The 23,918-nt window shown below is 69.5% G+C and carries 19 protein-coding genes; 14 read left to right on the forward strand and 5 right to left on the reverse strand.

The features are described 5' to 3' along the window. Positions 1-318: 318 nt before the first annotated feature. Positions 319-1,296 (reverse strand): LacI family DNA-binding transcriptional regulator, encoded by a 978-nt coding sequence (locus tag ACZ5CR_RS26405; RefSeq protein ID WP_468861633.1) that lies wholly within the window; start codon positions 1,294-1,296, stop codon positions 319-321. A gap of 216 nt (positions 1,297-1,512) precedes the next feature. Between ACZ5CR_RS26405 and ACZ5CR_RS26410 the strand changes: the two genes are divergently transcribed. Continuing rightward, positions 1,513-2,877 carry an NCS2 family permease gene (locus ACZ5CR_RS26410; protein ID WP_468861635.1) on the forward strand — a complete coding sequence of 455 codons (1,365 nt, stop codon included), beginning with the start codon at positions 1,513-1,515 and terminating at the stop codon, positions 2,875-2,877. An 89-nt stretch (positions 2,878-2,966) separates the two neighbouring features. Beyond that, entirely contained in the window at positions 2,967-4,685 is a 1,719-nt protein-coding gene (locus ACZ5CR_RS26415; protein ID WP_468861637.1) for an adenine deaminase C-terminal domain-containing protein, read from the forward strand. Between the two features lie 97 nt (positions 4,686-4,782). On the opposite strand, the gene ACZ5CR_RS26420 is transcribed toward ACZ5CR_RS26415, so the two are convergent. Beyond that, on the reverse strand, positions 4,783-6,387 hold the full coding sequence (locus ACZ5CR_RS26420; protein WP_468861640.1) for a long-chain-fatty-acid--CoA ligase: 1,605 nt from the start codon (positions 6,385-6,387) through the stop codon (positions 4,783-4,785). Positions 6,388-6,598: 211 nt separating this feature from the next. Between ACZ5CR_RS26420 and ACZ5CR_RS26425 the strand changes: the two genes are divergently transcribed. Further along, positions 6,599-7,765, forward strand: a complete 1,167-nt coding sequence (locus tag ACZ5CR_RS26425) for a TetR/AcrR family transcriptional regulator (protein WP_468861642.1) — start codon at positions 6,599-6,601, stop codon at positions 7,763-7,765. Between the two features lie 156 nt (positions 7,766-7,921). Here the strand turns inward: ACZ5CR_RS26425 and ACZ5CR_RS26430 are convergent, their stop codons facing one another. Beyond that, positions 7,922-9,130, reverse strand: a complete 1,209-nt coding sequence (locus ACZ5CR_RS26430; protein ID WP_468861644.1) for an oxygenase MpaB family protein — start codon at positions 9,128-9,130, stop codon at positions 7,922-7,924. A gap of 250 nt (positions 9,131-9,380) precedes the next feature. On the opposite strand from ACZ5CR_RS26430, the gene ACZ5CR_RS26435 reads away from it, so the two are divergent. Genes ACZ5CR_RS26435 through ACZ5CR_RS26450 form a run of 4 tightly spaced genes read left to right on the forward strand, consistent with a single transcriptional unit; the run spans position 9,381 to position 13,769 of the window. Further along, positions 9,381-11,030 carry a succinic semialdehyde dehydrogenase gene (locus ACZ5CR_RS26435; RefSeq protein ID WP_468861646.1) on the forward strand — a complete coding sequence of 550 codons (1,650 nt, stop codon included), beginning with the start codon at positions 9,381-9,383 and terminating at the stop codon, positions 11,028-11,030. An 8-nt stretch (positions 11,031-11,038) separates the two neighbouring features. Further along, on the forward strand, positions 11,039-11,506 hold the full coding sequence (locus ACZ5CR_RS26440; protein ID WP_468861649.1) for a DUF4334 domain-containing protein: 468 nt from the start codon (positions 11,039-11,041) through the stop codon (positions 11,504-11,506). Then, complete coding sequence (locus ACZ5CR_RS26445) at positions 11,503-12,555, forward strand: alcohol dehydrogenase catalytic domain-containing protein (protein WP_468861651.1); 1,053 nt, start codon at positions 11,503-11,505, stop codon at positions 12,553-12,555. Before ACZ5CR_RS26440 ends, ACZ5CR_RS26445 begins: the two co-directional genes overlap by 4 nt. A 50-nt stretch (positions 12,556-12,605) precedes the next feature. Next, complete coding sequence (locus ACZ5CR_RS26450; RefSeq protein ID WP_468861654.1) at positions 12,606-13,769, forward strand: acyl-CoA dehydrogenase family protein; 1,164 nt, start codon at positions 12,606-12,608, stop codon at positions 13,767-13,769. 261 nt (positions 13,770-14,030) lie between these two features. Here ACZ5CR_RS26450 and ACZ5CR_RS26455 read toward each other — a convergent pair whose 3' ends face one another. Beyond that, complete coding sequence (locus ACZ5CR_RS26455) at positions 14,031-14,252, reverse strand: hypothetical protein (RefSeq protein ID WP_468861657.1); 222 nt, start codon at positions 14,250-14,252, stop codon at positions 14,031-14,033. A 400-nt stretch (positions 14,253-14,652) separates the two neighbouring features. Here ACZ5CR_RS26455 and ACZ5CR_RS26460 point away from each other — a divergent pair, with 400 nt between their 5' ends. Then, entirely contained in the window at positions 14,653-15,930 is a 1,278-nt protein-coding gene (locus ACZ5CR_RS26460) for a lipase family protein (RefSeq protein ID WP_468861659.1), read from the forward strand. Between the two features lie 166 nt (positions 15,931-16,096). Here the strand turns inward: ACZ5CR_RS26460 and yicI are convergent, their stop codons facing one another. Further along, positions 16,097-18,334 carry an alpha-xylosidase gene (gene yicI / locus ACZ5CR_RS26465; RefSeq protein ID WP_468861662.1) on the reverse strand — a complete coding sequence of 746 codons (2,238 nt, stop codon included), beginning with the start codon at positions 18,332-18,334 and terminating at the stop codon, positions 16,097-16,099. A 369-nt stretch (positions 18,335-18,703) separates the two neighbouring features. Here yicI and ACZ5CR_RS26470 point away from each other — a divergent pair, with 369 nt between their 5' ends. The 6 genes from ACZ5CR_RS26470 (at position 18,704) to ACZ5CR_RS26495 (ending at position 23,810) form a co-directional block, all read left to right on the forward strand. Beyond that, positions 18,704-18,898: a hypothetical protein gene (locus tag ACZ5CR_RS26470; RefSeq protein WP_468861663.1), complete on the forward strand. Its 195-nt coding sequence runs from the start codon at positions 18,704-18,706 to the stop codon at positions 18,896-18,898. Beyond that, the gene (locus ACZ5CR_RS26475) at positions 18,898-19,164 is read left to right on the forward strand and encodes a hypothetical protein (RefSeq protein ID WP_468861666.1); all 267 of its coding nucleotides are present in this window, start codon (positions 18,898-18,900) and stop codon (positions 19,162-19,164) included. The genes ACZ5CR_RS26470 and ACZ5CR_RS26475 overlap by 1 nt, the downstream gene beginning before the upstream one ends. Before the next feature lie 125 nt (positions 19,165-19,289). Beyond that, a complete protein-coding gene (locus ACZ5CR_RS26480; RefSeq protein ID WP_468861669.1) occupies positions 19,290-20,555 on the forward strand; it encodes an ABC transporter substrate-binding protein in 1,266 nt (421 codons plus the stop codon). Positions 20,556-20,613: 58 nt separating this feature from the next. Next, positions 20,614-21,525 (forward strand): carbohydrate ABC transporter permease, encoded by a 912-nt coding sequence (locus ACZ5CR_RS26485; RefSeq protein ID WP_468861763.1) that lies wholly within the window; start codon positions 20,614-20,616, stop codon positions 21,523-21,525. A gap of 5 nt (positions 21,526-21,530) precedes the next feature. Further along, positions 21,531-22,403 carry a carbohydrate ABC transporter permease gene (locus tag ACZ5CR_RS26490; protein WP_468861670.1) on the forward strand — a complete coding sequence of 291 codons (873 nt, stop codon included), beginning with the start codon at positions 21,531-21,533 and terminating at the stop codon, positions 22,401-22,403. A 27-nt stretch (positions 22,404-22,430) separates the two neighbouring features. Further along, the gene (locus ACZ5CR_RS26495) at positions 22,431-23,810 is read left to right on the forward strand and encodes a GH1 family beta-glucosidase (RefSeq protein WP_468861672.1); all 1,380 of its coding nucleotides are present in this window, start codon (positions 22,431-22,433) and stop codon (positions 23,808-23,810) included. Positions 23,811-23,918: the final 108 nt, after the last annotated feature.

Consider the following 23,918-nt stretch of genomic DNA (forward strand, 5'->3'; position numbering starts at 1 on the left):
CGCCGTCGGCCCGGGAAGAACTGCCGCGCGGGATACTCCGGGCGGCAATCCGCGACGACGCGAAAAGCGGCAGCACCACGATGGGTCAGGCAGTCGCCGATAGCTGTGTTCCATCCACCCAGAATGAAATGAGAGTGCCGGTCCAGTGCCCGAACAGGAATCAGGGGAATTTTCCGTCGCAGAATCGGCGCATTCCGTGCTCTTGCGCAGCAGTATCCATTTGCGATATGGAACCCGATGGTGCCGTGTACGGGGTCGTGCAGCGTCAATCGGTTGCATTCACGGTGGTCCGGTGGCCCGGCGGTCCTGGGAGGGCGGCTACAGGCCGCGCGGCGGAGCCGTCGACGCGCGCAGTACGGGAGCAGCCGGCAGGCGCGAGGTGACCGTGCGTCGGTTGCCGTCGAGCAGCTCGTGGAGGCGGGTGACGGCAAGTGCCCCGGCTTCTCGGAGCGGCACGTCGAGCGCGGTCACCGGGGGCGTGGTGGCGCTGAGCGTACTGAGGTCGTCGGCTGCGGCCAGGCTCACGTCCTCGGGTACGCGTCGTCCGGCCACGCCGAGGCCGTGCAGCAGCCCGAGTGCCAGATAGCTGTTGTAGGCGAGGACGGCTGTGGCGTCGCCGGGCAGCGTGCGTGAGGCCTCGATCCCGGCGTCGAACGTGGGCGGCAGGGGCCCCAGGACGTGGACGCGGGCGCCTGCCGCCGACGCCTGTGCGGTGAGTGCGGTACGTCGCTGTTGGTCTGCCCAGGAGTCCGCGGGGCCGGAGACGTAGGCGATGTCGCGGTGGCCCTGTGCCAGCAGGTGGTCGAGGAGTTCGGTCAGGCCTGTGGCGGTGTCGGCCACCACGGCGGGCAATCGGCCCACCTGGCGGTCGACGAGTACCAGCGGGCGCCGTCGGAACCGCTCCCGCAGTGCGGCGTCCGTGCCGACCGGCGTCACCATGATCAGGCCGTCGGCCTGCTCGGAGAGCCGGTCGGCGAGGGCGGCCTCACGCTGCGCGTGATACTCCGAGACGGCGATCAGCAGATGGCTCTCGGTCTCCTCCGCCGCCTGCTGTGCGCCCATCACCAGCGGCGCGAAGAACGGGTTCGAGAGCGTCGGCACGATCAGGCCGATCAGGCCCGTACGGCCTGTGGTCAGCGCGCGAGCGGCGGCGTTGGGATGGAAACCGAGCCGGTCGGCCGCCTCCCGGACACGAAGCCGTGTGCTCTCGGCGACCAGTTCGGGGCGCTGCAGTGCCCGCGAGGCGGTGGCCTTGGACACCCCCGCCGCGCGCGCCACGTCCAAGAGCGTCGCCAATGCCGTCCCCTGCCTCATGTGCCCGGCAAGGATCGAAGATCCGTCCGAGGCCCGTGTTCACTTTCGCCTGCCGCCGTGCCATGATACCCGCAACCGGTCTCTGCAACCGGTTTCAGAGACCGGTTGCAGAGACCGGGCCAAGCCGGGTTCTCCGCACGCCCGCACTCTGACCGCGCCGACAACCGCGTGCCCGCCCCTCACCCCGTCGAGGTCTCCATGCCCACCACCGCTCCGCCGCCCGGCGAGCAGACCGACGCCACCACCGCGCCGCCCGCCTCGCTCGTCGAGCGGCACTTCGGCGTCCGCGGTCGCGGCAGCAGCCACCGCACGGAACTCGTGGCAGGCGCCTCGATGTTCATGGCCGCCGCCTACGCCGTCGTCGTGGTCCCCGGTCAGCTGGCCTCCGCCGGTGTGCCGCACGGCGCCGCGACGACCGCCGTCATCATCGCCATCGCCCTCGCGACGCTGGCCATGGGCCTCATCGCCAACCTGCCGTTCGTCGTCGCCCCGGGACTCGGCGGCGTTGCCCTGATCGCGTTCACCATCGTCGGACAGGACCACGTCCCCTGGGACACGGCGCTCGGCATGGTGTTCTGGTCCGGCGTCGCCTTCCTGCTCCTTACCCTCTTCGGCATCCGCGACCTCGTCACGCGGCTCATGCCGATGAACCTCAAGTACGCCATCAGTGGCGGCCTGGGCCTCTACATCGCCCTCATCGGATTCCGCGACGCCGACCTCGTCGTGGGCAACGCCGACAAGGCCGCGCTCGCCATCGGTGACCTGTCCAAGCCCACCGCGCTGCTCGCCCTGGCAGGCCTGCTGCTGCTCACGGCCCTCGCCGCACGCAAGGTACCGGGCGCCTTCCTGATCACCATCGCAGCGGTCACCCTCGTCGGCGTGCCGCTGGGCGTGACCGACATCCCCGACAGTCTCTTCGCGGCCCCCGACTCACCCGGCCCGCTCCTCTTCCACATCGACATCCTCGGCGCCCTCAAGCCCGAATACTTCCCCTACATCTTCGCGTTCTTCGTGTCCGAGTTCTTCTCCATGACCGGAACGCTCCTTGCCGTCTCCGGACGCGCCGGTCTCCTGGACAAGGACGGCAACATCCCCGGCTCCCGCCGTCCCTTCCTCGTCGACTCGGTCTCCGTGATGGGCGGTTCGGCCGTGGGCGCGCCCTCGATGACCGCCTACCTGGAGTCGTCGGCCGCCGCCGACGCGGGCGGCAAGACCGGCCTGGCATCGGTATGGGCCGCGTGCGGCTTCGCGCTGCTGCTGCTCGTCACCCCGTTCGCCACCCTGATCCCCTCCGCCGCCACCGCACCCGTGCTGATGTTCATCGGCCTGAACATGCTCGGCGCGCTCAAGAACGTCGACTTCAAGGACCCCACGAACGCCATCCCGGCCGCCCTGACCGTCGCGACCACGCTGTTCTTCGGCAACTTCGGCACCGGCATCGCGACCGGCCTCGCGGCCCACGTCCTGGTGAAGACCGTCAGCGGCCGGATCCGGGAAGTGCCCTGGCCGCTGTGGATCGTCATGATCCCGTTGGGCTACTACTTCTACACACTCGTCCCCTGACCGCCCCACGGCCCGAGACGACAACCACCCTCCGGGGCGGGGCCGCACCCGCCCGCGCGTGACGACACCCTTCCAAGGAGCACGACCACATGAGTGAGCAGCACGACCTCCGGATCAGCGGCGGGCGCGTGATGTCCACCTTCACCGGTGAGGAGTTCGCCGCGGACGTACTGGTGCGGGGCGATCGGATCATCGCGGTGCTCCCGCCCGGCACCCCGGCCACGGCCGACGAGGAGATCGACGCGACCGGCATGCTGATCGTCCCCGGCTTCGTGGACGCCCACATGCACATCGAGAGCGCGTTCCTGACGCCTCAGGAGTTCGCCGCCGTGACGCTGGCCCGCGGCACGACGACCGTCCTCGCCGACCCGCACGAGATCGTCAACGTCGCAGGCCGGGACGCCATGCGCTGGATGATCGACGCGGGCCGCCAGACCGCCCAGACCCAGCTGTGGGGCGTTCCCTCGTGCGTACCCGCGCTGGAGGGTCTGGAGCACGCCGGAGCAGCGCTCTCCGCCGACGACATCGCGGACATGCTGGCCTGGCCGGGTGTCGTCGCGCTGGGCGAGGTCATGGACTACCGCGCCGTCGTCGCCGGCGACCGCCGCATGCACGAGATCACCGCCGTGGCCCGCGCGCACGACGCGATCCTCGACGGCCACTGCCCGAACCTGACCGGCGCGGAGCTGAGCGCGTACCTGGCCACCGGTGTGGACTCCGACCACACCAAGAACCGCACCGAGGTGGTCCTGGAGAAGGCACGCCTGGGCATGACGATGATGCTCCAGGAGAAGTGCCTCACCCCGGACGTGGCCACAGCCCTGCTGTCCTTGCCCCAACTCCCGCCGCTGTGCCTGGTCACGGACGACCTGGCAGCCGACCACATCGTCGAGCGAGGCCACCTGGACCACATCGCGCGGGTCGCGGTGGCCGCCGGGTTCCCGCCCCATGTCGTGCTCAAGGCCCTGACCTGGACGCCGGCCCAGCGTCTGCGGCTCCACGACCGCGGCGTCGTCTCACCGGGCAAGCGGGCCGACCTCGTCCTGCTGCGGGGCGAACTCGCCGCGTTCGAGCCCGCACTGGTGCTGGCGGGTGGCCACATCGTGGGCCGCGACGGCGCACCGGTACAGGAGACACCCGCCTCGGAGACCCTCGCCGTACCCCCCCTGGACAGTCGCGTGGACGTAGAACCCCAGGACGAGGACGGCTTCCGCTGGCGCGTGGACCTGCCGGACGGCACGCACCGCTTCCGGGCGATGAGCGTCAACCCGCGCGACACCTACACCGAAGCGACCGAGGTCGAACTCCCGGTCTCGGGCGGCGAGGTGCACTGGGAGGGACGGACCACACTGGTCCGCGTACGCAACCGCTATGGACGCCCCGGCATGGTCTTCGCCCCGCTGGTGGGCCGGGATCTGAGTGACGGTGCCGTGGCGTCGACATACGCCCACGACAGCCACAACCTCCTGACGATCGGCACCTCACGTGCGGCGATGGCCGCGGCCGCCGCGACCGTCGTCGCGGACGGGGGAGGGGTGGCCGTCGTCCGGGGCGCCGAGGGCGCAACCGTGGCGGCGCGCATGCCGCTGCCCGTGGGCGGCGTACTGTCCGCCCGCCCGGCCCACGACGTCGCCGACCAGGCCGCCGCGGTGCGCACGGCTCTGGAAACCTGGGGCTGGAACCACCTCAACCCGTTCATGAGCGTGTCGACCCTGACCCTCGCCGTCTCACCCGCCCTCAAAATCACCGACCGCTCACTGGTGGACGTGGCACGCCGCGAACCGGTCACTGCAACGATTACGGACTGACCGGAGACGGCCGTGCAAGCCGCCGGAGCAGCCGGACTTGAGGCGGTTGCTTTGCACAGGTCCGGCCGCTTGTTCACGGCGCGCGCCCCGGGTCGGCTCAGGGGCGTGCCGGTGTGCCCGTGTCGTCTTCGCGCAACCGGCCCTTGATGACTTTTCCCCCGGCATTGCGGGGAAGTTCGGGAACCAGCCTCAGATCCTTGGGCATCTTGAAGGAGGCGAGTTTCCCGTCGAGGAAATCGGTCAGCCGGGTCAGTGACAGCTTTCCCTGCGGCGCCAGGGTGACGAAGGCGACCGGCACTTGGCCCCAGCGCTCGTCCGGCCTGCCGATCACCGCGACGTCACGGACCGCGGGGTGTTCGGCGATGACGTTCTCCAGTTCGGCGCAGTAGATGTTCTCGCCACCGCTGATGATCATGTCTTTCGCGCGGTCGACGACCCAGACGAACCCCTCCGAGTCCTGCTTGACCAGATCTCCGGAGTGGAACCACCCGCCGTGGAAGGCAGCCGCGGTCTCCCGAGGCTTGTTCCAATAGCCCTGCGTCACGGTCGGGCCGCGATAGACGATCTCGCCGACTTCGCCGGACGGGACGTCGTTCATGGCGGCGTCGACGATGCGGTACTGGAGGGTCGGGATCGGCCGGCCGACCGATCCGAGCTTGCGCAGGGCGTCGGCGCCGCGCAGGACACAGGTGATCGGTGAGGTCTCGGTCTGGCCGAAGACCGCCACGTTGAGAGCCCGGGGAAAGCTCTCGCCCATGGCGCGCAGGGTCGCGTCGCTGGCGGGGGCGGCTCCCCAGCTGATGACGCGCAGCTTGAGATCGCGCTGGCGGATGTCCGGCTGGGCGCAGATAAGCTCCCACTGCTGCGGCACGTTGAAGACGATCGTGGCGCCCTCGCGTTCGTAGGCATCCAGTACGGCGGCAGGGTCGAAGGCCCCCAGGGGGTGGATCACCACGGTGCTGCCGACCAGGAAGTTCGCGACGATCGAACCCAGGCCTGCGATGTGGAAGAACGGAGCGGTGAGGAAGCCGACGTCGGAGTCGTCGAAGATGTCCATCGCCCGGACGCAGGTGATCGCCTGTATCTGCAGGTTGCGGTGGGAGAGCATCACGCCCTTGGGGCGGCCGGTGGTCCCCGAGGTGTACATGATCAGCGCGGTCGACTCCTCGCTGATGTCGGGCAGTTCCATCGGTTCGTGCGCCGAGAGGAACTCCTCGTAGGCGACGGGCTCTTGGGCTCCGGCCGCGCTTGCTGCGACGTCGTCCTGTTCGCCGATCACGATGACTGTGGCGGTCGACGCGGCGGTCGACGCGGCGGTCGGCACGGCGCGCAGCAGCGGCAGGAGCCGTGCGTCGACGACGATCGCCGCGGGCGTGCAGTCGGTCAGGATGTAGTCGAGTTCAAGGGGCGCCAGCCGGAAGCTTAGGGGCACGGCCATGGCCCCCAGGGTGTTCGCCGCGAACAGGCTTTCCACGAACCAGGGGTGGTTCAGCGTGAGTATGGCCACGCGGTCACCGGCGCCGACCCCGCGGTCGGCGAGGGCGGCGGCCAGTTGGAGCGAGCGGCGCGACAGCTGGGCCCAGGTCGTGGTCTTGCCGAGGTGGCGCAGGGCGGGCTTGTCGGGTCGCATCGCAGCGTGGGTGGCCGCATGGGCCATCCAGTGGTGGCGAAAAGTCCATGCAGGAGCCGAATCAACGGACATGCCACTCCTCGGGTTCCGGATGGGCGGGGGAGGGGTCGGCGGCCATTATGCCCGCGATACGACTGCTCAAGAAGCTTTTTGTTAATGAGGAATCACATCGTGGTGCGGGAGCGTCCACGCCGGGGGCCGGCGGCGCAGTGGCTTCTGGCCGCGGATCGTCTTGTGATTCACTGACGCTCATGGCCCTGTCTTCCCGTTTGTGTGCCCGCCGGTGAGCGCGGATCCGATCGCGGCCGTGCGACCGCGCAACCGCAGGCAGCTCATCGTCGAGGCGGCCGGCCGGGCGTTCAGCGAGCACGGCTATCACGCGGCGTCCATGGAGGAGATCGCCGCCGCGGTGAGTATCAGTGCGGCGGCCCTGTACCGGCATTTCCCCAACAAATACGCCTTGTTCGCCGAGTGCGCCAACGTCATGGTCGACCGGCTCGTCGCCGTGCTCGACGAGGTGGCGCCCGACGCCGGCCCCGCGGAGGTGCTGGGCGCCATGACCCGGATCGCGGTCAACCACCGCGCCTCGGGCGGCCTCTACCGGTGGGAGGCCCGCTACCTCGAGCACGAGGATCGCCGGCTCCTGCGGGGCAAGTTCGCCCGCGTCGTCGCCCGGGTCGCCGAGAGCGTGCAGCGCGACCGCCCCTCGCCCCGGGCGGAGTTGCGCGCCGCGGCGTCCCTGGGTGCGATCGGGTCCATCACGACCCATCACGTCTCCATCGCCCAGCGCCGGGCCGAGGAAGTGCTGCTGGCCTCCGCCCAGCGCACGGCCGCGACTGATTTGGCGACGGCGGGCGGCCGGGCGCGCCTGGTCGAACTGCCCGCCCAGGCGGTGCCGCGCACCCGGCGTGCGGCGATCCTCGCCGCCGCCATCCCGCTGTTCGCGCGTGACGGGTTCGCCAAGGTGACCAACGGTCGGATCGCCGAGGCGGTGGGCCTGGTCCCCTCCGCCATCTACCGCCACTACCCCAACAAGGTGGACATCCTGGCGGCTGCCTGCCTGCAGGCGGCCGGACTGCTGGCCCAGGCAGTCGACCGCACCCTCGAGGGGGTGAGCGACTCGCAGGACGCCGTGGTCGCACTGGCGGCGACCTATGTGGCCTACAGCTTCGAGCACACCGCGCTCACATGCGTCGCCGAGGCCGAAGTCATTGGTCTTCCGGTCGATCTGCAGCAGCCCCTGATCCGCGCACAGCGGGACCACATCGCCGTATGGGAGCAGCAACTGCGAGCGGTGCGCCCCGAGTTGGACCCGCGACAGGCGCGCGTTCTGGTGCATGCGGGGTTCGGCGTCGTGGTCGAGGCCGGCCGCCGACTGCGCTGGCAGGACACCCCCGAACACCGCAGCGCCGTCACCGCTCTGGTGGTGGCCGCCCTGGGGGTGGGCTGACCGCGCTCTGCGCGGCATCACCGCAGAAACCGAGGGGGCGGATGCTGCGGCCGGTTCCGGGGCGGGCGAGCAACGCCCTGGGCCGGAACGGGTGGCGCAGGACCCCGCGATCCGTTCTGGGCGGTCGCGGGGCGTGACGCGTGGGTGACCGTCGGTTCAGGCGCCGGGCCGGTTCGCGGTGGGCAGGGTGATCGGGGTCTGCGTCGGTGAGGTGCCGTTGTTGAGGAACAGCATGGCGATCCCGCGCACGACCTGGTCGAACAGGTAGAGGCCGTCCGGCACGATGGGGGACAGCCCTTCACGGAACCTGACGTACGTCGGCCAGGCGGCCTTGATCAGGGCCCGCGACACCCAGTCGTGGGGCAGGTCGAGCCAGTCGGCGTACGTGTCGCTGATCAGATAGCGGACCATCTCGCTGACGAATCCGGTGGTCAGGCCCAGGGTGGGGTCCTCGACGTATCCGAGCAGCGTCTTGGCCAGACTGATGCCCTCAGGTGTGGGGGCGACCTTGGGCCACAGTATCTGGTCTGCCTGCGCCTGCGCGTCCGCCCAGGTGGCGGGGATGAACTGGCGCTGCACACCGAGCAGATGAAGGGCGACTTGCCAGGCGTGCAGGTCGGCTGCCTGCTCGCGGGCGGACAGTTTGATGCCCCACTTCTTCAGGTGGTTCTGCGCGACGGTGGCCACGGAATGGAAGGTGACCAGGATGTCGCCGTTGCTGATCGGCTTCGGCTGGTCCGCGCTCTCCATGAAGCGCTTCGAGGTCAGCAGCAGGCTGCGGACCGTCGAGTGCACCAGACGCGTCTTGTTGGCCGAGACCAGGAAATGTCCCGTCGGCTGCCAGGCGGTCGGGCTGTGCAGGTCGTAGCCGAAGGTGAAGGTCTTGGCCGCGCGGTCCTTCATGTCGGCGCCGCCGACGGACCAGTAGACCGCCCTTGCTTCCCGAGGGATCACGGTGCTCAGAATCCCGCTGCCGAGGCTCTCGGACACGAACAGGTAGCTGTTGAGGCGCTTGTAGAGCTTCTCGGACGCGGTCAGCAGCGCGGGGTCGGCCCATGAGGGCAGCCGGTTGACCTGTCGCAGGTAGTCGGTCAGATAGCCCGGCATGCCGGAGGGCAGGGGGTCGCTGTTGTCGACCCACGCTTCCCAGGCCTTGTTGACGGCCGGGATCGAGCCGTCGGCGAGGAGCCGGGCCGCCACGTCGTCCGCGTCCGGGTCCCAGACCGAGAACGGGTCGGTGACCGAGTCGGTTCCGGCGATCGAGCCCTTGGACGACCAGGACCATGCGCCGGGCGCACTCGTCACGCTCGCGAGTCCCAGCACGGCGCCGATCGACAGAGCGCGCCTTCTGGTGAGATTTTCCATTTACTTGTCTGCCTTCCGTGTGTGCGCTAAGGCGTCCTGATTGCTGGCCTGAGATGCAGGCTCCGGATCGGTCATGAGGTTGTTCCATGCTGTGATTTTTGATTAACATAATGATGCGTCAGGTCATCGGCAAGACCTCTGCACGGTCCGGAAACCGCTGCCGTCGCCCCTGCACCACGCGGCAACGGCGTGACCTGGCTCAAGCGCCGCCGCATCCGACCCGCATCCGTCCGGCACCCCGAGGAGCCCCATGAACACGGAGCAGGACCAGACCGAAGCGCCGCCGCCCCCGCCTCCTGCGCCGCCGACGTCACCGTCCGCGGCCGACTCACGACCCGCCTGGGTCTCCGGCGAACTGCTCGAGCAGTGGTGCGCGTGGGTACACCGCGACCAGACCCGCCAGGAGCCGCACGCACCCGGGCAGGTGACCGCGCTCGCGCCGTGGGACCTGACGCCCACCGCGCCCGTCCCCGTCTGCACTCCTCAGGACGTCGAATCCGCGGCCTGCGCGGCCCGGGCCGCGCAGCGCGAGTGGGCGCGCACCCCGCCGGCACACCGGGCAAAGACCGTGCTCGCCTTTCACGACCTGCTCCTTGAGCGGCAGGACCAGGTGCTCGACCTCATCCAGTGGGAGACGGGCAAGGCCCGCTACCACGCCTGGCAGGAGGTGGCGCAGGTGGCAGCCATCGCGAGGCACTACGCCCGCCGCGCCGCCCGCTATCTGGCTCCGCGTCGCGTACGCGGCATGGTCCCCGGCCTGACCAAGGTCAACGAGCTGAGAGTGCCCAAGGGCCTGGTCGGCATCATCTCGCCGTGGAACTACCCCCTGTACCTGGGGGTCGGCGACGTCCTCCCGGCACTCCTGGCCGGCAACGCCGTCGTCTCCAAGGCCGATTCCCAGACCGCACTGACCCTGCTGTGGACACGGGCGCTGCTGCACGAGGCGGGCCTGCCCGCCGACCTGTGGCAGATCGTCGTCGGTGACGGGCCCGTCGTGGGCGCCGCCGTGACCGACGCCGTCGACTTCGTCTCCTTCACCGGCTCGACCGCCACCGGACGCACTGTCGCCCAGCGCGCCGCGCGACGGCTGGTGGGAGCCTCGCTCGAACTCGGCGGCAAGAACCCGCTGATCGTGCGCGAAGACGCAGACATCTCCGCCGCGGCGGCCGGCACGGTCACGGCCGCCTTCGCCAACACCGGGCAGATGTGCATCCACATCGAACGCGTCTACGTGCACGAGAAGGTCTACGACGCCTTCCGTGAACAACTCGTCCGGGGCGCGCGGGCGCTGCGCCTGGGACGGTCCTACGACTACGCGGCCGACCTCGGGCCGCTCGTCTCACCGGCGCAGCTCGCCGCGGTCCGCGCCCACGTCGACGACGCCCTGGCCAAGGGGGCCAAGGCGCTTGCCGGGGGCAGGGCCAGGCCCGACATCGGCCCCCTGTTCTACGAACCCACCATCCTCGAAGGCGTCACCGCCGAGATGCACGCCTGCCGGAGCGAAACCTTCGGCCCGGTCCTCGCGCTGTATCCCTATGCCACCGACGACGAGGCGCTGAGACTGGCCAACCAGGGAACCTACGGCCTGTCGGCCTCCATCTGGTCCAAAGACACCCGCGAGGCCGCCCTCATGGCCGCGCTCATCCGCTGCGGATCGGTCAGCATCAACGACGGTGCCGCCGCCGCAGCCGGCAGCATCGAAGCCGGCATGGGCGGCACGGGCGACAGCGGCCTTGGCCGCCGCCACGGAGCCGAGGGCATCCGCAAGTACACCGAGAGCCGGACCGTCGCCGTGCAGCGCCTCATGCCACTGGGCCCGACACCGAAACAATCGGTCGAAAGCTTCGTCCGCCGCACCAACAGCCAACTGGCCCTGCTGCGTCGGCTGCGTGTCCGGTGACCAACAACATGATCTCTGTACGCGAGCGGTGGCGGGCCCTGCGGACAGCGGCAGGCCCGGTCGACCCGGACGAACTCGACGCCCTGTGGACCGACCTCGAAGTCGTCGACGCCTCTTCAATTCTGGGCTCCTGGAAGGGCTTCGCGTTCTCCACCGGACATCCCATCGAGCAGGTGCTGACCCGAAGCCGCTGGCACGGCAAACGGTTCATCGCCCTGGACGACGCCAAACCGCTGATCTGCCGGGCCCAGGACGGCGGCCTCTACTCCGACACCACCGCGGGCCGAGGCGAGGCCAGCCTCTGGAACATCGAATTCCGAGGCGAAGTGACCGCCACGATGGTCTACGACGGCATGGCGGTGTTCGACCACTTCAAGCGGGTGGACGACACCACCCTCCTGGGCGTGATGAACGGCAAGGCCAGCGCCGTCTCCACCAGCGGGCACCCCTTCTACTTCGGGTTGGAGCGCGAGTGAGAATCACCGCGCTGCTCTCGCGCGGCTCCGCGGCCGGCGAACTCGTCGACGCCGAGCTGGACGACCCTCGCCCCGACGAGGTCATCGTCCGGATCGAAGCCGTCGGGGTGTGCCACACCGACCTGCTCACCCACAGAAGGCTCGGCGAGCAGCCCGCTGTCCTCGGCCACGAAGGCTGCGGCACCGTCGAACGCCTGGGCCCGGCCGCCGACGGGCTCACCCTCGGGGACCGGGTCGTGATCTCCTTCGCCTCATGCGGAGGATGCGCCCAGTGCCGGGCGGGCCTGCCCGGGTACTGCGCCTGGGCCGCCGCGCTCAACGGTTCAGGACGGCGGCTCGACGGATCGCCGACCCTCCGCGTGGGTGACGAGCCGGTCTTCGGGGCCTTCTTCGGCCAGTCGTCCTTCGCCACGGCCGCGCTGGCCGACGTCCGCTCCTGCATCCCCGTCGGCGACGTACCACCGGAGGCCGCCGCACCCCTGGGATGCGGGTTCCTGACGGGCGCGGGCGCGGTGCTCAACGTCCTTCGCCCACGGCCCGGCGACCGCCTGCTGGTCATCGGCGCGGGTGGCGTGGGCGCCGTCGCCGCACTGACAGCCCTCTCCGAAGGCGTCGAAGTCGTCGTGGCGGAGCCCGTCGCGGCACGCCGCACCCTGCCCGCCCAGTACGGCGCCACGACCGTCACCTCACTGAACGAACCGATCCCGACGGTGACCCACGCACTGGACACCACAGGCCGCGCCGAGTCGATCACCCGCGCGCTCACCCTGCTCCAGCCGGGCGGCGTCCTGGCGCTGGTCGGCCTCGGACCTGCCGAAGTCGCTCTGGACGTACGCTCCTTGATGCTGCGCGGGCTGCAGGTGCGAGGCTGCGTCGAGGGCGATGCCAAACCCTCGGCCCTCATCCCGGAACTGATCCAGCGCTTCCGCCGCGGACTCCTGCCCCTCGACCGCCTGGTGACCACCTACGCCCTGGCCGACTTCGACCGGGCGGTGGCCGACCAGCAGGCCGGTCGGACGCTGAAGCCGGTCCTCCTGCCCGGCACCTGACCGCGCCCACCCTCCTCCTTCTCCGATCATGATCTTGAACAGGAGTCCTGATGGCCGATGTGATCTCCGCCGAGCGGTCGCTGTACGAGGACGAGCACGAGCTCCTGCGGAAGACGGCCCGCGCCTTCGCCGACAAGCACGCCGAACCGCACGCCGAGCAATGGCGGGCCGAGGGCAAGGTCGACCGCGAACTCTTCCGCGAAGCCGCCCGAGCGGGAATCCTCGGCTTCAACATCCCCGGGGAATACGGCGGCGCCGGGGCCCGCGACTACCGCTTCAACGCGGTGATCGGCGAAGAGTTCTCCCGCCACCCCGCATCGGACGGGCTCGCCTCGCTGACGCTGTCCAACGACATCGTCGTCCCCTACTTCACCGACCTGACCGACGACGACCAGAAGGACCGCTGGCTGCCGGGCATCGCCGCCGGAGAGCTCGTCGTCGCCGTCGCGATGACAGAACCCGCGACCGGCAGCGACCTGGCCGGCATCGCCACCACCGCCGTCCGCGACGGCCAGGACTACGTGGTCAACGGCAGCAAGGTCTTCATCTCCAACGGCCAGAACGCCGACCTCGTCGTCACCGCCGTACGCACCGGACCCGACCGCCACGGCGGGATCAGCCTGCTGGTCATCGAGGCGGACCGGCCCGGCTTCTCCCGCGGGCGCAACCTGGACAAGGTCGGCCTGCACGCCCAGGACACCAGCGAGCTGTTCTTCCAGGACGTCCGGGTACCGGCGGCCAATCTGCTGGGCCAGGAGGGCACGGGCTTCAAGGCCCTGATGCGCAACCTGCCCCAGGAACGGATCTCGATAGCCGCCAACGCGGTGGCGTCCATCGAAGGCGTACTTGAACGCACCCTGGAATATGTCAGGGAACGCAAGGCGTTCGGCCGCCCGATCGGCTCCTTCCAGAACACCCGCTTCGAACTGGCCGACATGGTGACCACCGCCCGCGTCGGGCGCGCCTACCTGGACGACCTGCTCGCCCGCCACTCGCGCGGCGAACTGAGCGCGGTGGATGCCGCATCGGCGAAGTTCTGGGCCACCGAACGGTACGTCGACATCGTCGGCCGCTGCCTTCAACTGCACGGCGCCTACGGCTACATGCTCGAATACCGCATCGCCCACGACTACCTGGACTCGCGCATCACCACCATCTACGGCGGCACCACCGAGATCATGAAGGAGATCGTGGGCCGGGACCTGGGCCTGTAGAGCTCCGCGGGCCACGTGTTGCTGTCGCGCTGCCGCGTTGGGCTCGGCGAGGAGCATCTCGTGCAGCCACCGCCACACACGGGGCCGCGTTCCCGTCCCGCCGGCGCCTAGGAGGACGGACCGCCACCAGCGCACCCGGCCTGGTCAGGTCAGGCCAGGCCAGCGGCGATACGGCGTGTACTCCTCCTGTCGTAACCGCCGCTGCTACCTGACTTTCGCCGCGATCCGCCGCTGGCTGCGCTCCTGCGTGCCGGGCGCCCCTTACTCGTCGGGACGGCCGTGATGTCCGAGCAGGCCAAGTGCCATCAGCACAGTGACACAGAGCGTCATCCAGCCGATGAACGCGCCGCCGCCGTACAGCACCGCACCAGGCGCCGGTGCCCCGGCCTCATGCGAAAGCACCCCTGCCACCACCGCTACCAGCAGCGACGATACGAAGGACAAGAGTGCGAGAAGTACCTGAACGGGGAAAGTCAGCCTCACCAGTCGATCCCTTCACCAGGGTGATCGACCAGTCGGCGGGCAGCCTCAGCTCGACCACCGCTTGCGGATGGCCTGCTGAGGCTCTGCGACGATTAGAGACTCATCGTGCTCATTGCCTTTCGAGACGGAAGCACTGTCCCCCATCGGACACGTCGCCAGCGCTTGTGGCTCTCGAATGAGCAATGCGAAGCCTAGTGGCGGGCGTTGAAGATCGCCAGTATGCGCTGCTGGCACGGCCCGCCACGGACAAGCTCGATCCCTGCCCCCCCCGCGGCGGTGGCCTTGCCGTGCTGCACGCCTATGGCTGTATTACTGACGGGTCAGTACGGTGCTTCCCAACCCCCCTAGCCCACAGGAGAGTTGGGAGAGCTGCATGATGCCAGCCTCACGCAGACGATCAATGGCCGCGGGTACGGTGCTCGCGGTGACGGTGCTCGGGCTCCCCGGGTCCGCCGCAGCGCAGGGCGAGAACGCCCCGAACGCCACCCGCTCGACCCCCTCCGCGGTGCAGGCCGCCGGGAAATCCCTCGTCGCCGCGCAGCACGGCAAGGGCAAGCACCACGGTCAAGACGGCCAGCATCGCCGCAAGCACCCGGGAAAGAAGAAGACCCCCGGCGCGCTCCTCAGCTCGAAGCCGTCCTCATTCCAGTACACGCCAGGCGTTCCGACCCCCACCAAGGCCTGGAAGATCACCTACCGCTCGACCTCCGCAGACGGACGGCCCAACACGGTCTCCGGCACCGTGATCGTCCCCGACGACGGCAAGACCACCCCGCGCCCGCTGATCACGTACGCCGTCGGCACGGTCGGTCTCGGCGACAAGTGTGCGCCGTCCGCCGGATTCCCGGGCGGCACGACAGCCGAGGCCCCGCTCGTCAACGCCGCGCTGGTACGAGGCTACGCCGTCGTCGTCACCGACTACGAGGGCCTCGGTACCCCCGGCGATCACACCTACATGGTCGCGAAAGCGCAGGGCAGCGCCGTGCTCGACGCGGCACGTGCCGCCCAACGGCACTCCGGGGCGGCGAAGTACGGGGTGGGCGCGAAGGCGCCCGTCGGCATCATGGGCTACTCGCAGGGCGGCGCCGCGAGCGCGAAGGCCGCGGAAATGGCGGCGACCTACGCTCCCGAGTTGAAGGTCAAGGGAACGGCGAGCGGCGGCGTTCCCGCCGATCTCACCAAGGTCGCCGAGTCGCTGGAGGGCGGGGACAGTGCCGGATACCTGTTGATGTCCGCCGTCGGCCAGAACGCCGCCCACCCGCGCCTGGCCCTCGGCAAGTACCTCAACGCCGAAGGCCGCAAGCTTGCCCAAGTAGTGCGGAGCGAATGCGTCGGTACGGTCCTGGAGGCCGGACGCGGCAAGGCGATCGAGGACGTCACGACGTCCAACCCGCTGGAGCGGCCGGACTGGCGGCGGGTCATCGCCAAGCAGTTCATCGGCTCCCAGCGCCCGTCGGCGCCCACGTTCGTGTACCACGGGGATGCGGACGAGACGATTCCCTACGCGGTGGGCCAGAAGCTGCGGGCCGACTGGTGCGCGAAGGGCAACGCCGTGCAGTGGACCTCCTTCGCCGGGCAATCCCACGTGGGAACGGCCATCCAGGGCAACGGCCCGGCACTTGAGTGGCTCGGCCGACGCTTCGCCGGCGAACCCGCATCCGGCAACTGCGGTACCTGAGCCGCACGGGCTCCTGATCGCCTGTCCGGCGCCTTCCACGGACTGCCGCCGAACGGACGCGGGGTCAGGTCGCCATCGAACGTAGGCACACCTCACAAGCGCCACCGGAGCACACTCGCCCCGTGATGTCCCCGCCGGTGACGGGGGCATCACGGGGCTTCGGACTTCACAGACCAGCCGACCCCACCAGGCGCGGAGCGCCGCGTCCTTCCGGCGGAGTCACGGTCACCGCCGTGCCCGACGAATCGCGCGTCACCTGGTAGGCGGCGGCAGGCCGGCCGGTGTGGTCGGGGACGGTGACCGTCACCTGCTCTGCGTCGGGGGTGACGAGCAGGGCGAGGCCGTCGAGCCAGTCCCCGTCGGGTCGTTGGGTGTCGGAGCCCAGCGGCAGGACCGCTCCCGGGCGGACGTACAGGGGCAGGCTGTCGAAGCCGTGCCGCTCGCGGCGCCAGACCGGGCCCTGGACGTGTTCGCCGGTCAGGAGGTGGGTCCAGGTCCCCTGGGGCAGGTAGTACTCGACGTCGCCGTCGGCCGAGAAGACCGGGGCGACGAGCAGGTCGGGGCCGAGCATGTACTGCCGGTCCAGGCCGCGGGCGGTGGGGTCCTCGGGGAACTCGAGGAGCATGGGCCTCATCAGCGGCACGCCGGTGAGGTGTGCTTCGGCCGCGGCGCCGTACAGGTAGGGCATGAGCCGGTGTTTGAGCCGTGTGAACTGCCGTGTCACCTCGACGGCTTCGTCGCCGAACTCCCACGGCACCCGGTAGGAGCTGGAGCCGTGCAGGCGGCTGTGGGAGGAGAGCAGGCCGAAGGCGAGCCAGCGTTTGAAGACCGCCGGGTCCGGAGTGCCCTCGAAGCCGCCGATGTCGTGCGACCAGAAGCCGAAGCCCGACAGCGACAGTGACAGACCACCGCGCAGCGACTCCGCCATCGCACCGAACGAGGACCAGCAGTCGCCGCCCCAGTGCACCGGATACTGCTGGCCGCCCGCCGTCGCCGAACGCGCGAACAGGACGGCCTCGCCCGTGCCGCGTTCCTTTTCCAGGAGCTCGAAGACGGTGCGGTTGTACAGGTGCGTGTAGTAGTTGTGCATACGCTCCGGGTCGGAGTCGTCGTGCCAGAGCACGTCGGTGGGGATGCGCTCGCCGAAGTCGGTCTTGAAGCAGTCGACGCCCTGGTCGAGCAGCACCTTCAGCTTCCCCTGGAACCAGGCGCAGGCCTCGGGGTTCGTGAAGTCGACGAGCGCCATGCCCGCCTGCCAGAGGTCCCACTGCCAGATGTCGCCGTTGGTCCGCTTCACCAGATGTCCCGCTGCGGCGGCCTCGTCGAACAGGGCGGACTTCTGCGCGATGTACGGGTTGATCCATACGGAGATCTTCAGTCCCCGTCCCTTCAGCCGGGCCAGCATGCCCTCGGGGTCGGGGAAGACATCCGGATCCCACTGGAAGTCCGACCACTGGTACTCGCGCATCCAGAAGCAGTCGAAGTGGAAGACGCTCAGCGGGATGTCGCGCTCGGCCATGCCGTCGACGAAGGACGTCACCGTCTCCTCGTCGTACTGCGTGGTGAAAGAGGTGGTGAGCCACAGTCCGAACGACCACGCCGGCGGCAGTGCGGGGCGGCCGGTGAGCGCGGTGTAGCGGCGCAGGACGTCTTTGGGTGTGGGGCCCGCGACGATGAAGTACTCCAGCGTCTGGTCCTGGACGCTGAACTGCATCTGGCCGACCGACTCCGAGCCGATCTCGTAGCTCACCTTGCCGGGGTGGTTGACGAACACGCCGTATGCGCCGGAGGGGGAGAGGTGCAGGCTGAACGGGACGTTCTTGTAGGCCTGTTCGCTGTTCGTGCCGCCGTCGGCCTGCCACATGTCCACGACCTGGCCGTTCTTGACGAACGGCGTGAAGCGTTCGCCCAGACCGTAGACCTGTTCGCCGACGCCGAGCGCCAGCCGCCCGGCCATGTGATGCGCGCCGTCGCCAGTGGTGAAGAAGGCTGTGCCCTTGCGGCCTGCCGATGTCACCTCCCGGCCGTCCGCGTCATGGAACGACAGCGCCCAGGGTGCGGCCTGGTCCAGGCGTGCGGTGAGGGGGCCGCTGGTCAGCTCGGTGATGTCGCCGTCGCGGCGCACTTGGCCGACCCCGGTGTCGGCGCCCGGCAGGCCGAAGTCCGGGCCGAGGCGGCGTTTGCCCGCCAGGTGTGTGGTGCGCACGCCGATGACGCCCTCGGCGGGGGAGAAGCAGTCGACGGTCAGCAGAGGGGAGTTGAGGGTGTCGCCGCGCCGCTCGACGCGCTTGATCGCGGCGTGGGCGGTGAAGCGGTCGGCGTCGGCCCGGACACTGCGGACCTCGGTCGCGTACGAGGCCTCGACCCCGTCGCGCATGAGCCAGAAGCCGTCGGTGAACTTCATGATCTTCCTCAGGGTGGTGCGGGGTGGCAGTTCGGGTCGCAGGAACCGTCGGAGGCAGGGGGCGGCCGACGCCAGGTCCCTGGTCGAGGGGGACGGGGCGGGGTGTGGTCGTGGAGCGGACCGCGGCGAACTCTCTGCCGATGACGACGCTGGTCGGCGGCGTGGAGCCCCTCAACTGGCGTGTGATCTTGAAGGTGAAGTAGCTGCCCTCGCCATTTGATCGTACAGAAAACAAAACGGCAAGGGCCTCTCTTCGATGTGATCGCGGAAGCGCTTCGACTCCTGATAGCGCCAGGTGATGAAGGCTTCTTCGGGACACGAAAGTTGGCTCCGAGGTCTAGCGTCGAAGCGCTTGGTGGCGTATTAGTCATGTCAGAAAACAAACCCGCAGCAAAGGGCCGCACCATGTCCGACCGCTTCACCCCCACCCCCGAAGGCACCTTCACGTTCGGTCTGTGGACCGTCGGTTGGCGGGACAACGACCTTCTCGGCGACACCACCCACCCAGCGCTGAACCTCGTCGAACCCGTACTCCGGCGCGCACCTACGGTGTCGACGGCGTGATGGAGTCCGCGAAGAACCGCATGCGCAACTACCCCATCCACAAGGGGCGATCGGCCGCGTTCCGGCCCGACGCCCAGGTGTGGCAGGCGCCGTACGACTCCCGCCCTGATCAGCTTGTACAGCCCACCGCCGCTGAGGGCCTGGCCGAACTCCCGGCCGACCAGGGCGCGTACGAGAACCACGACGTGAACGCCGCCGCCCAGCGCTCCATGGCCGTCGAGCACCTCGACCGGCTCGCCATGGAGCAGCTGATCGGCGTGCGCTGATCCGTGCACCCCGCGATCGAGCCCGTACGGCACAGGCCGGAGCCGTACCGGGACCTGCGAACACCCCCGGCGGGACACGGGCGTCCCGCCGGGCCGGCCACCCCTCCCAGGCAAGGGCAACCACCGTGACAGCAGCACACATACCGCAGCGCGCGCGTGTCAGGCGCCGCCGTGCCGGTCGGCGGGCGACGGTCCCGCTCACCGTTGTCTCCGCGCTCGTGGCCACCGCGGCGCTCGCCGGCTGCGGCCAGCAACGCGACGACGACGTCTACACCGTCCTCAACTCGTCGACCGACGACTCGTATCACGGCTGGGACGCCGCCACCCTGTCCCGCTGCAGCAAGCGGCTCGGCATCACCATCGAGCAGCAGAGCGTGCCGGCCGCCCAGGTCATGACGAAGTCGCTGCGCATGGCGTCCTCGAAGTCGCTGCCGGACGTCATCCAGTTCGACGCCTCCGAAATGCCGACGTTCGCCGAGGCCGGCGGCCTGATCGACCTGCGCACGCTGGGCCTGTCCACCCGCGACATACCGCGGGGCATCGTCGACTTCGGCTCCTACAAGGGCACCTACTACGGGGCCGCGCGCACGGTGAACACCCTCGCCCTGTTCTACAACAAGGACACCTTGAAGAAGGCGGGTCTCGAAGTGCCCACCACCTGGGACGAGATGCGGCAGACCGCCAAGAAGCTCACCCGGAACAGGCAGTACGGGATCGCCCTGAGCGCGGGCGGCGCGGAGGACGGCGTCTTCCAGTTCACACCGTTCATGTGGTCCAACGGCGGTGACGAGTCGCACCTCGCGAGCAAGCAGGTCGCCCAGGCGCTCGACTACTGGAAGGGCCTCATCAAGGACGGCTCGCTGTCCAAGTCGACCGTCAACTGGACCCAGGCCGACGTCAACGACCAGTTCATGGCGGGCAACGCCGCAATGATGATCAACGGTCCGTGGCAGGTCGAGACCCTCAACACCAAGAAGAAACTGGACTGGGGCATCGCCCGGATCCCCGTGCCGAAAGCGGGTGACGACTCCGTCGGCCCGCTCGGCGGCGCCGTCCTTACCGTGCCAAGGACCGGCGACACCGCGCGCGAGAAGACCGCCGCGAAGATCATCGACTGCATGGCCGGCGAGAAGGAACAGATCACCTACGCGCGCAACAGCTGGATGGTCCCGGCCAACGAGAAGGCCGCCGCCCTCTGGCGCGAGGAAGTGCCCGAACTCGACGCCCTCGCCGACCAGGTGGCCACCGCGCGCTCGCGCACGGCCAAGGTCGGCGCGCGGTGGTCGTCCGTGTCGCTCGCCCTGCAGAGCGCCTTCCAGTCCGCCCTCACCGGGCAGTCCAGCGAGGCCGCGCTGAAGCGCGCCCAGCAGCGCGCCACGAGCGGGAAGTGACGTGACGAACATGTCGGCCACCACAGCCTCCGCGACCGCGCCCGCCGCCGATCACCCGATGACCACCACCAAGAAGCCCGACCCGGCACGCGCCCGGCGCCGCCGCAGGCTCTCCCAATGGGGTTTCATCGCGCCCGCGGTCCTCTTCATGCTGCTCTTCTTCGGCTACCCGCTCGTGCGCAACATCCTGATGAGCTTCCAGGACTACTCGCCCTCCACCTTCTTCGACGGCAAGGCCCCCTTCAACGGCACCGACAACTGGAGCAAGGTCTTCAAGGACGACCTGTTCGGCAAGGCGCTGTGGCACACCGTCGTCTTCACCATCGGTTCCCTGATCGGCCAGTTCGGCATCGGCCTCGCGCTCGCCGTGTTCTTCACCAGGAGATTCCCGCTCAACGGGGTGCTGCGCTCCCTGATCCTGCTGCCCTGGCTCGTCCCGATGGTCGTCTCCGGCATCGTCTGGCGCCGCATCCTGGACCAGGACACCGGCGTCCTGAACTCCTTCCTCGACACCTTCGGCCTGGGCGGCGCCACCCCCTGGCTGACCAGCCCCGGCATGGCCCTGTTCTCCGTCATCCTGGTGAACATCTGGATCGGCATCCCCTTCAACATGGTGATCCTGTACGGAGGCCTCCAGGAGGTGCCCAAGGAGCTGCACGAGGCCGCGTCCCTGGACGGCGCCTCCGCCTGGCGCACGTTCCGCTCGGTCACGCTGCCCCTGCTGAAGCCGGTCATCACCGTCGTGCTGGTTCTCGGCTTCATGTCGACGGTCAAGATCCTCGACCTGATCCTCGCCCTGACCGACGGTGGCCCCGCCGACTCCACCCAGACCCTGGGCACCCTCACCTACCAGAACTCCTTCGTGCAGCTGGACTTCGGCGCGGGTGCCGTCGTCGGCAACGTCCTGATTCTGATCTCCGCCGTCTTCGCGGTGTTCTACCTGCGCGCCAACCGCTCCGAGGGGAAGTGACCGGCATGGCGACCACCACCGCCGCCCAGACACCCGCCACCCAGACACCTGCCGCCCAGGGGCCCGCCGCCAGGGCGAAGCGCCGCTGGGGTGCCACCGCTGTCGGCGTACTCATCCTGTGCGTGATGCTCTTCCCGCTCTACTGGATGCTCAACACGGCCCTCCAGCCCGCGTCCGGCCTCCTTGAGGTCTCGCCCGTCCCGCACGGGGTGGACCTGTCCGGGTTCACCTCCGCGATCCGCGAGCAGGGCGGCCACCTGCTGACCTCGCTCGCGGTCGCCTTCGGCGCCGTCACCATCTGCCTGGCGATCGCCGCCCCCGCCGCCTACGGGCTCGCCCAGTTCCGGCTGCGCGGCACCCGCACCATCGTCTTCGGCACGCTCATCACCCAGATGGTGCCGGGCATCGTCATCGCCAACGCGCTCTACAGCGCGTACGTCGATCTCGGCCTGGTCAACTCCTACTTCGGCCTCATGCTCGCCGACGCCTCGCTCGGTATCCCCTTCGCCATCGTCCTGATGCGCTCCTTCATGGTGGCCATCCCCCAGGAGGTCATCGAGGCCGCCGAGGTCGACGGCGCGGGACGGCTGCGTACCTTCGTGCAGGTCGTGCTCCCGATGAGCCGCAACTCCCTGATCACCGCGGGTCTGTTCTCCTTCCTGTACGCGTGGAGCGACTTCATGTTCGCGCTCACGCTCAACACCACCGACGACGTCAAGCCGGTCACCCTCGGCATCTACCAGTACATCGGCGCGCACGTCGGCGACTGGGGCTCGGTCATGGCCGCATCCGTGCTGTCGGCGATCCCGGCAGCGGTGCTGCTCGTCCTCGCCCAGAAGTACATCGCCGCCGGTATCACCGGCGGATCCGTCAAGTAAGGCGATTTCCGTCAAGTAAGGCCATTCATGAGCGACTTGCCCCTCTTCCCCTCCGACTTCGTCTTCGGCGCGGCCACCGCCTCGTACCAGATCGAGGGCGCCGTGCACGAGGACGGCCGCGGCCCCTCCATCTGGGACACCTACTGCCACACCCCGGGCCGTGTCGACGGCGGCGACACCGGCGACGTGGCCTGCGACCACTACCACCGCTACCCCGAGGACGTGGCCCTGCTGCGCGACCTGGGAGTCGACTCGTACCGCTTCTCCATCGCCTGGCCCCGCATCCAGCCCACCGGGTCCGGCCCCGCCAACGCCAAGGGCCTGGACTTCTACTCCCGGCTCGTCGACGAACTCCTGGCAGCCGGCATCGAACCGGCCGCCACCCTCTACCACTGGGACCTGCCGCAGGCCCTGGAGGACCGAGGCGGCTGGCGCGTGCGCGAGACCGCCGAACGCTTCGGCGAGTACACGCAGATCGTCGCCGAGCACCTCGCCGACCGCGTACCTCGCTGGATCACCCTCAACGAGCCGTGGTGCAGCGCGTTCCTCGGCTACTCCGTCGGCCGCCACGCACCCGGCGCCCAGGAGGGCACCGGCGCCCTGGCCGCCGCGCATCACCTGCTCGTCGGCCACGGCCTGGCGATGAAAGCGCTGCGCGCGGCCGGCGTCCGGGAGGCGGGCATCACCCTCAACCTCGACCGGAACGTGCCCGCGAGCGAGGCGCCCGCCGACCTGTCGGCCGCCCTGCGCGCCGATACCCAGCACAATCTGGTGTGGACGGAGCCGATCCTCGCCGGCCGCTATCCGGCGACCGAGCAGGACACCTGGGGCGAGCTGATCACCCGCCAGGACTTCCGCCGCGAGGGGGACCTCGATCTGATCGCCCAGCCGCTGGACTTCCTGGGCATCAACTACTACCGGCCGATCGTGGTCGCCGACGCCCCCTACCGCGAGCCCGACCCCTCCCACCGCGTCGCCACGGACAACCGCTACCGGGAGATGCCCTACCCGAACGTGCGGCACACGGCCATGAACTGGCCCGTGGTGCCCGAGTCCTTCACCGACCTGCTGACCGCCCTGAAGGACACCTACGGCCAGGCCCTCCCGCCGGTCCACATCACCGAGAACGGCTCGGCCGAGCACGATGCGGTGGATCAGGACGGCGGCGTCCACGACCCGGACCGCGTCGCCTATCTGCACAGTCACCTGACGGCTCTGCGAAGAGCCATGGACGCGGGCGTCGACGTACGCGGCTACTACGTCTGGTCGCTGCTGGACAACTTCGAGTGGGCCCTCGGCTATGCCAAACGGTTCGGGATCGTACATGTCGACTACGACACCCAGCAGCGCATCCCCAAGGACAGCTACCACTGGTACCGGCAGCTGATAGCGGCACACCGGGGCTGACGCCCTCCCGGAGCGGGGGGGGGGGGGGGGGGGGGGGGGGGGAGAGGGGGGGGGGGGGGGGGGGGGGGTGGGTGGGGGGGTGCTTTCTTGACGTGTGTGGGGCGATCC

The sequence above is a fragment of the Streptomyces sp. NPDC031274 genome, from assembly GCF_055570235.1.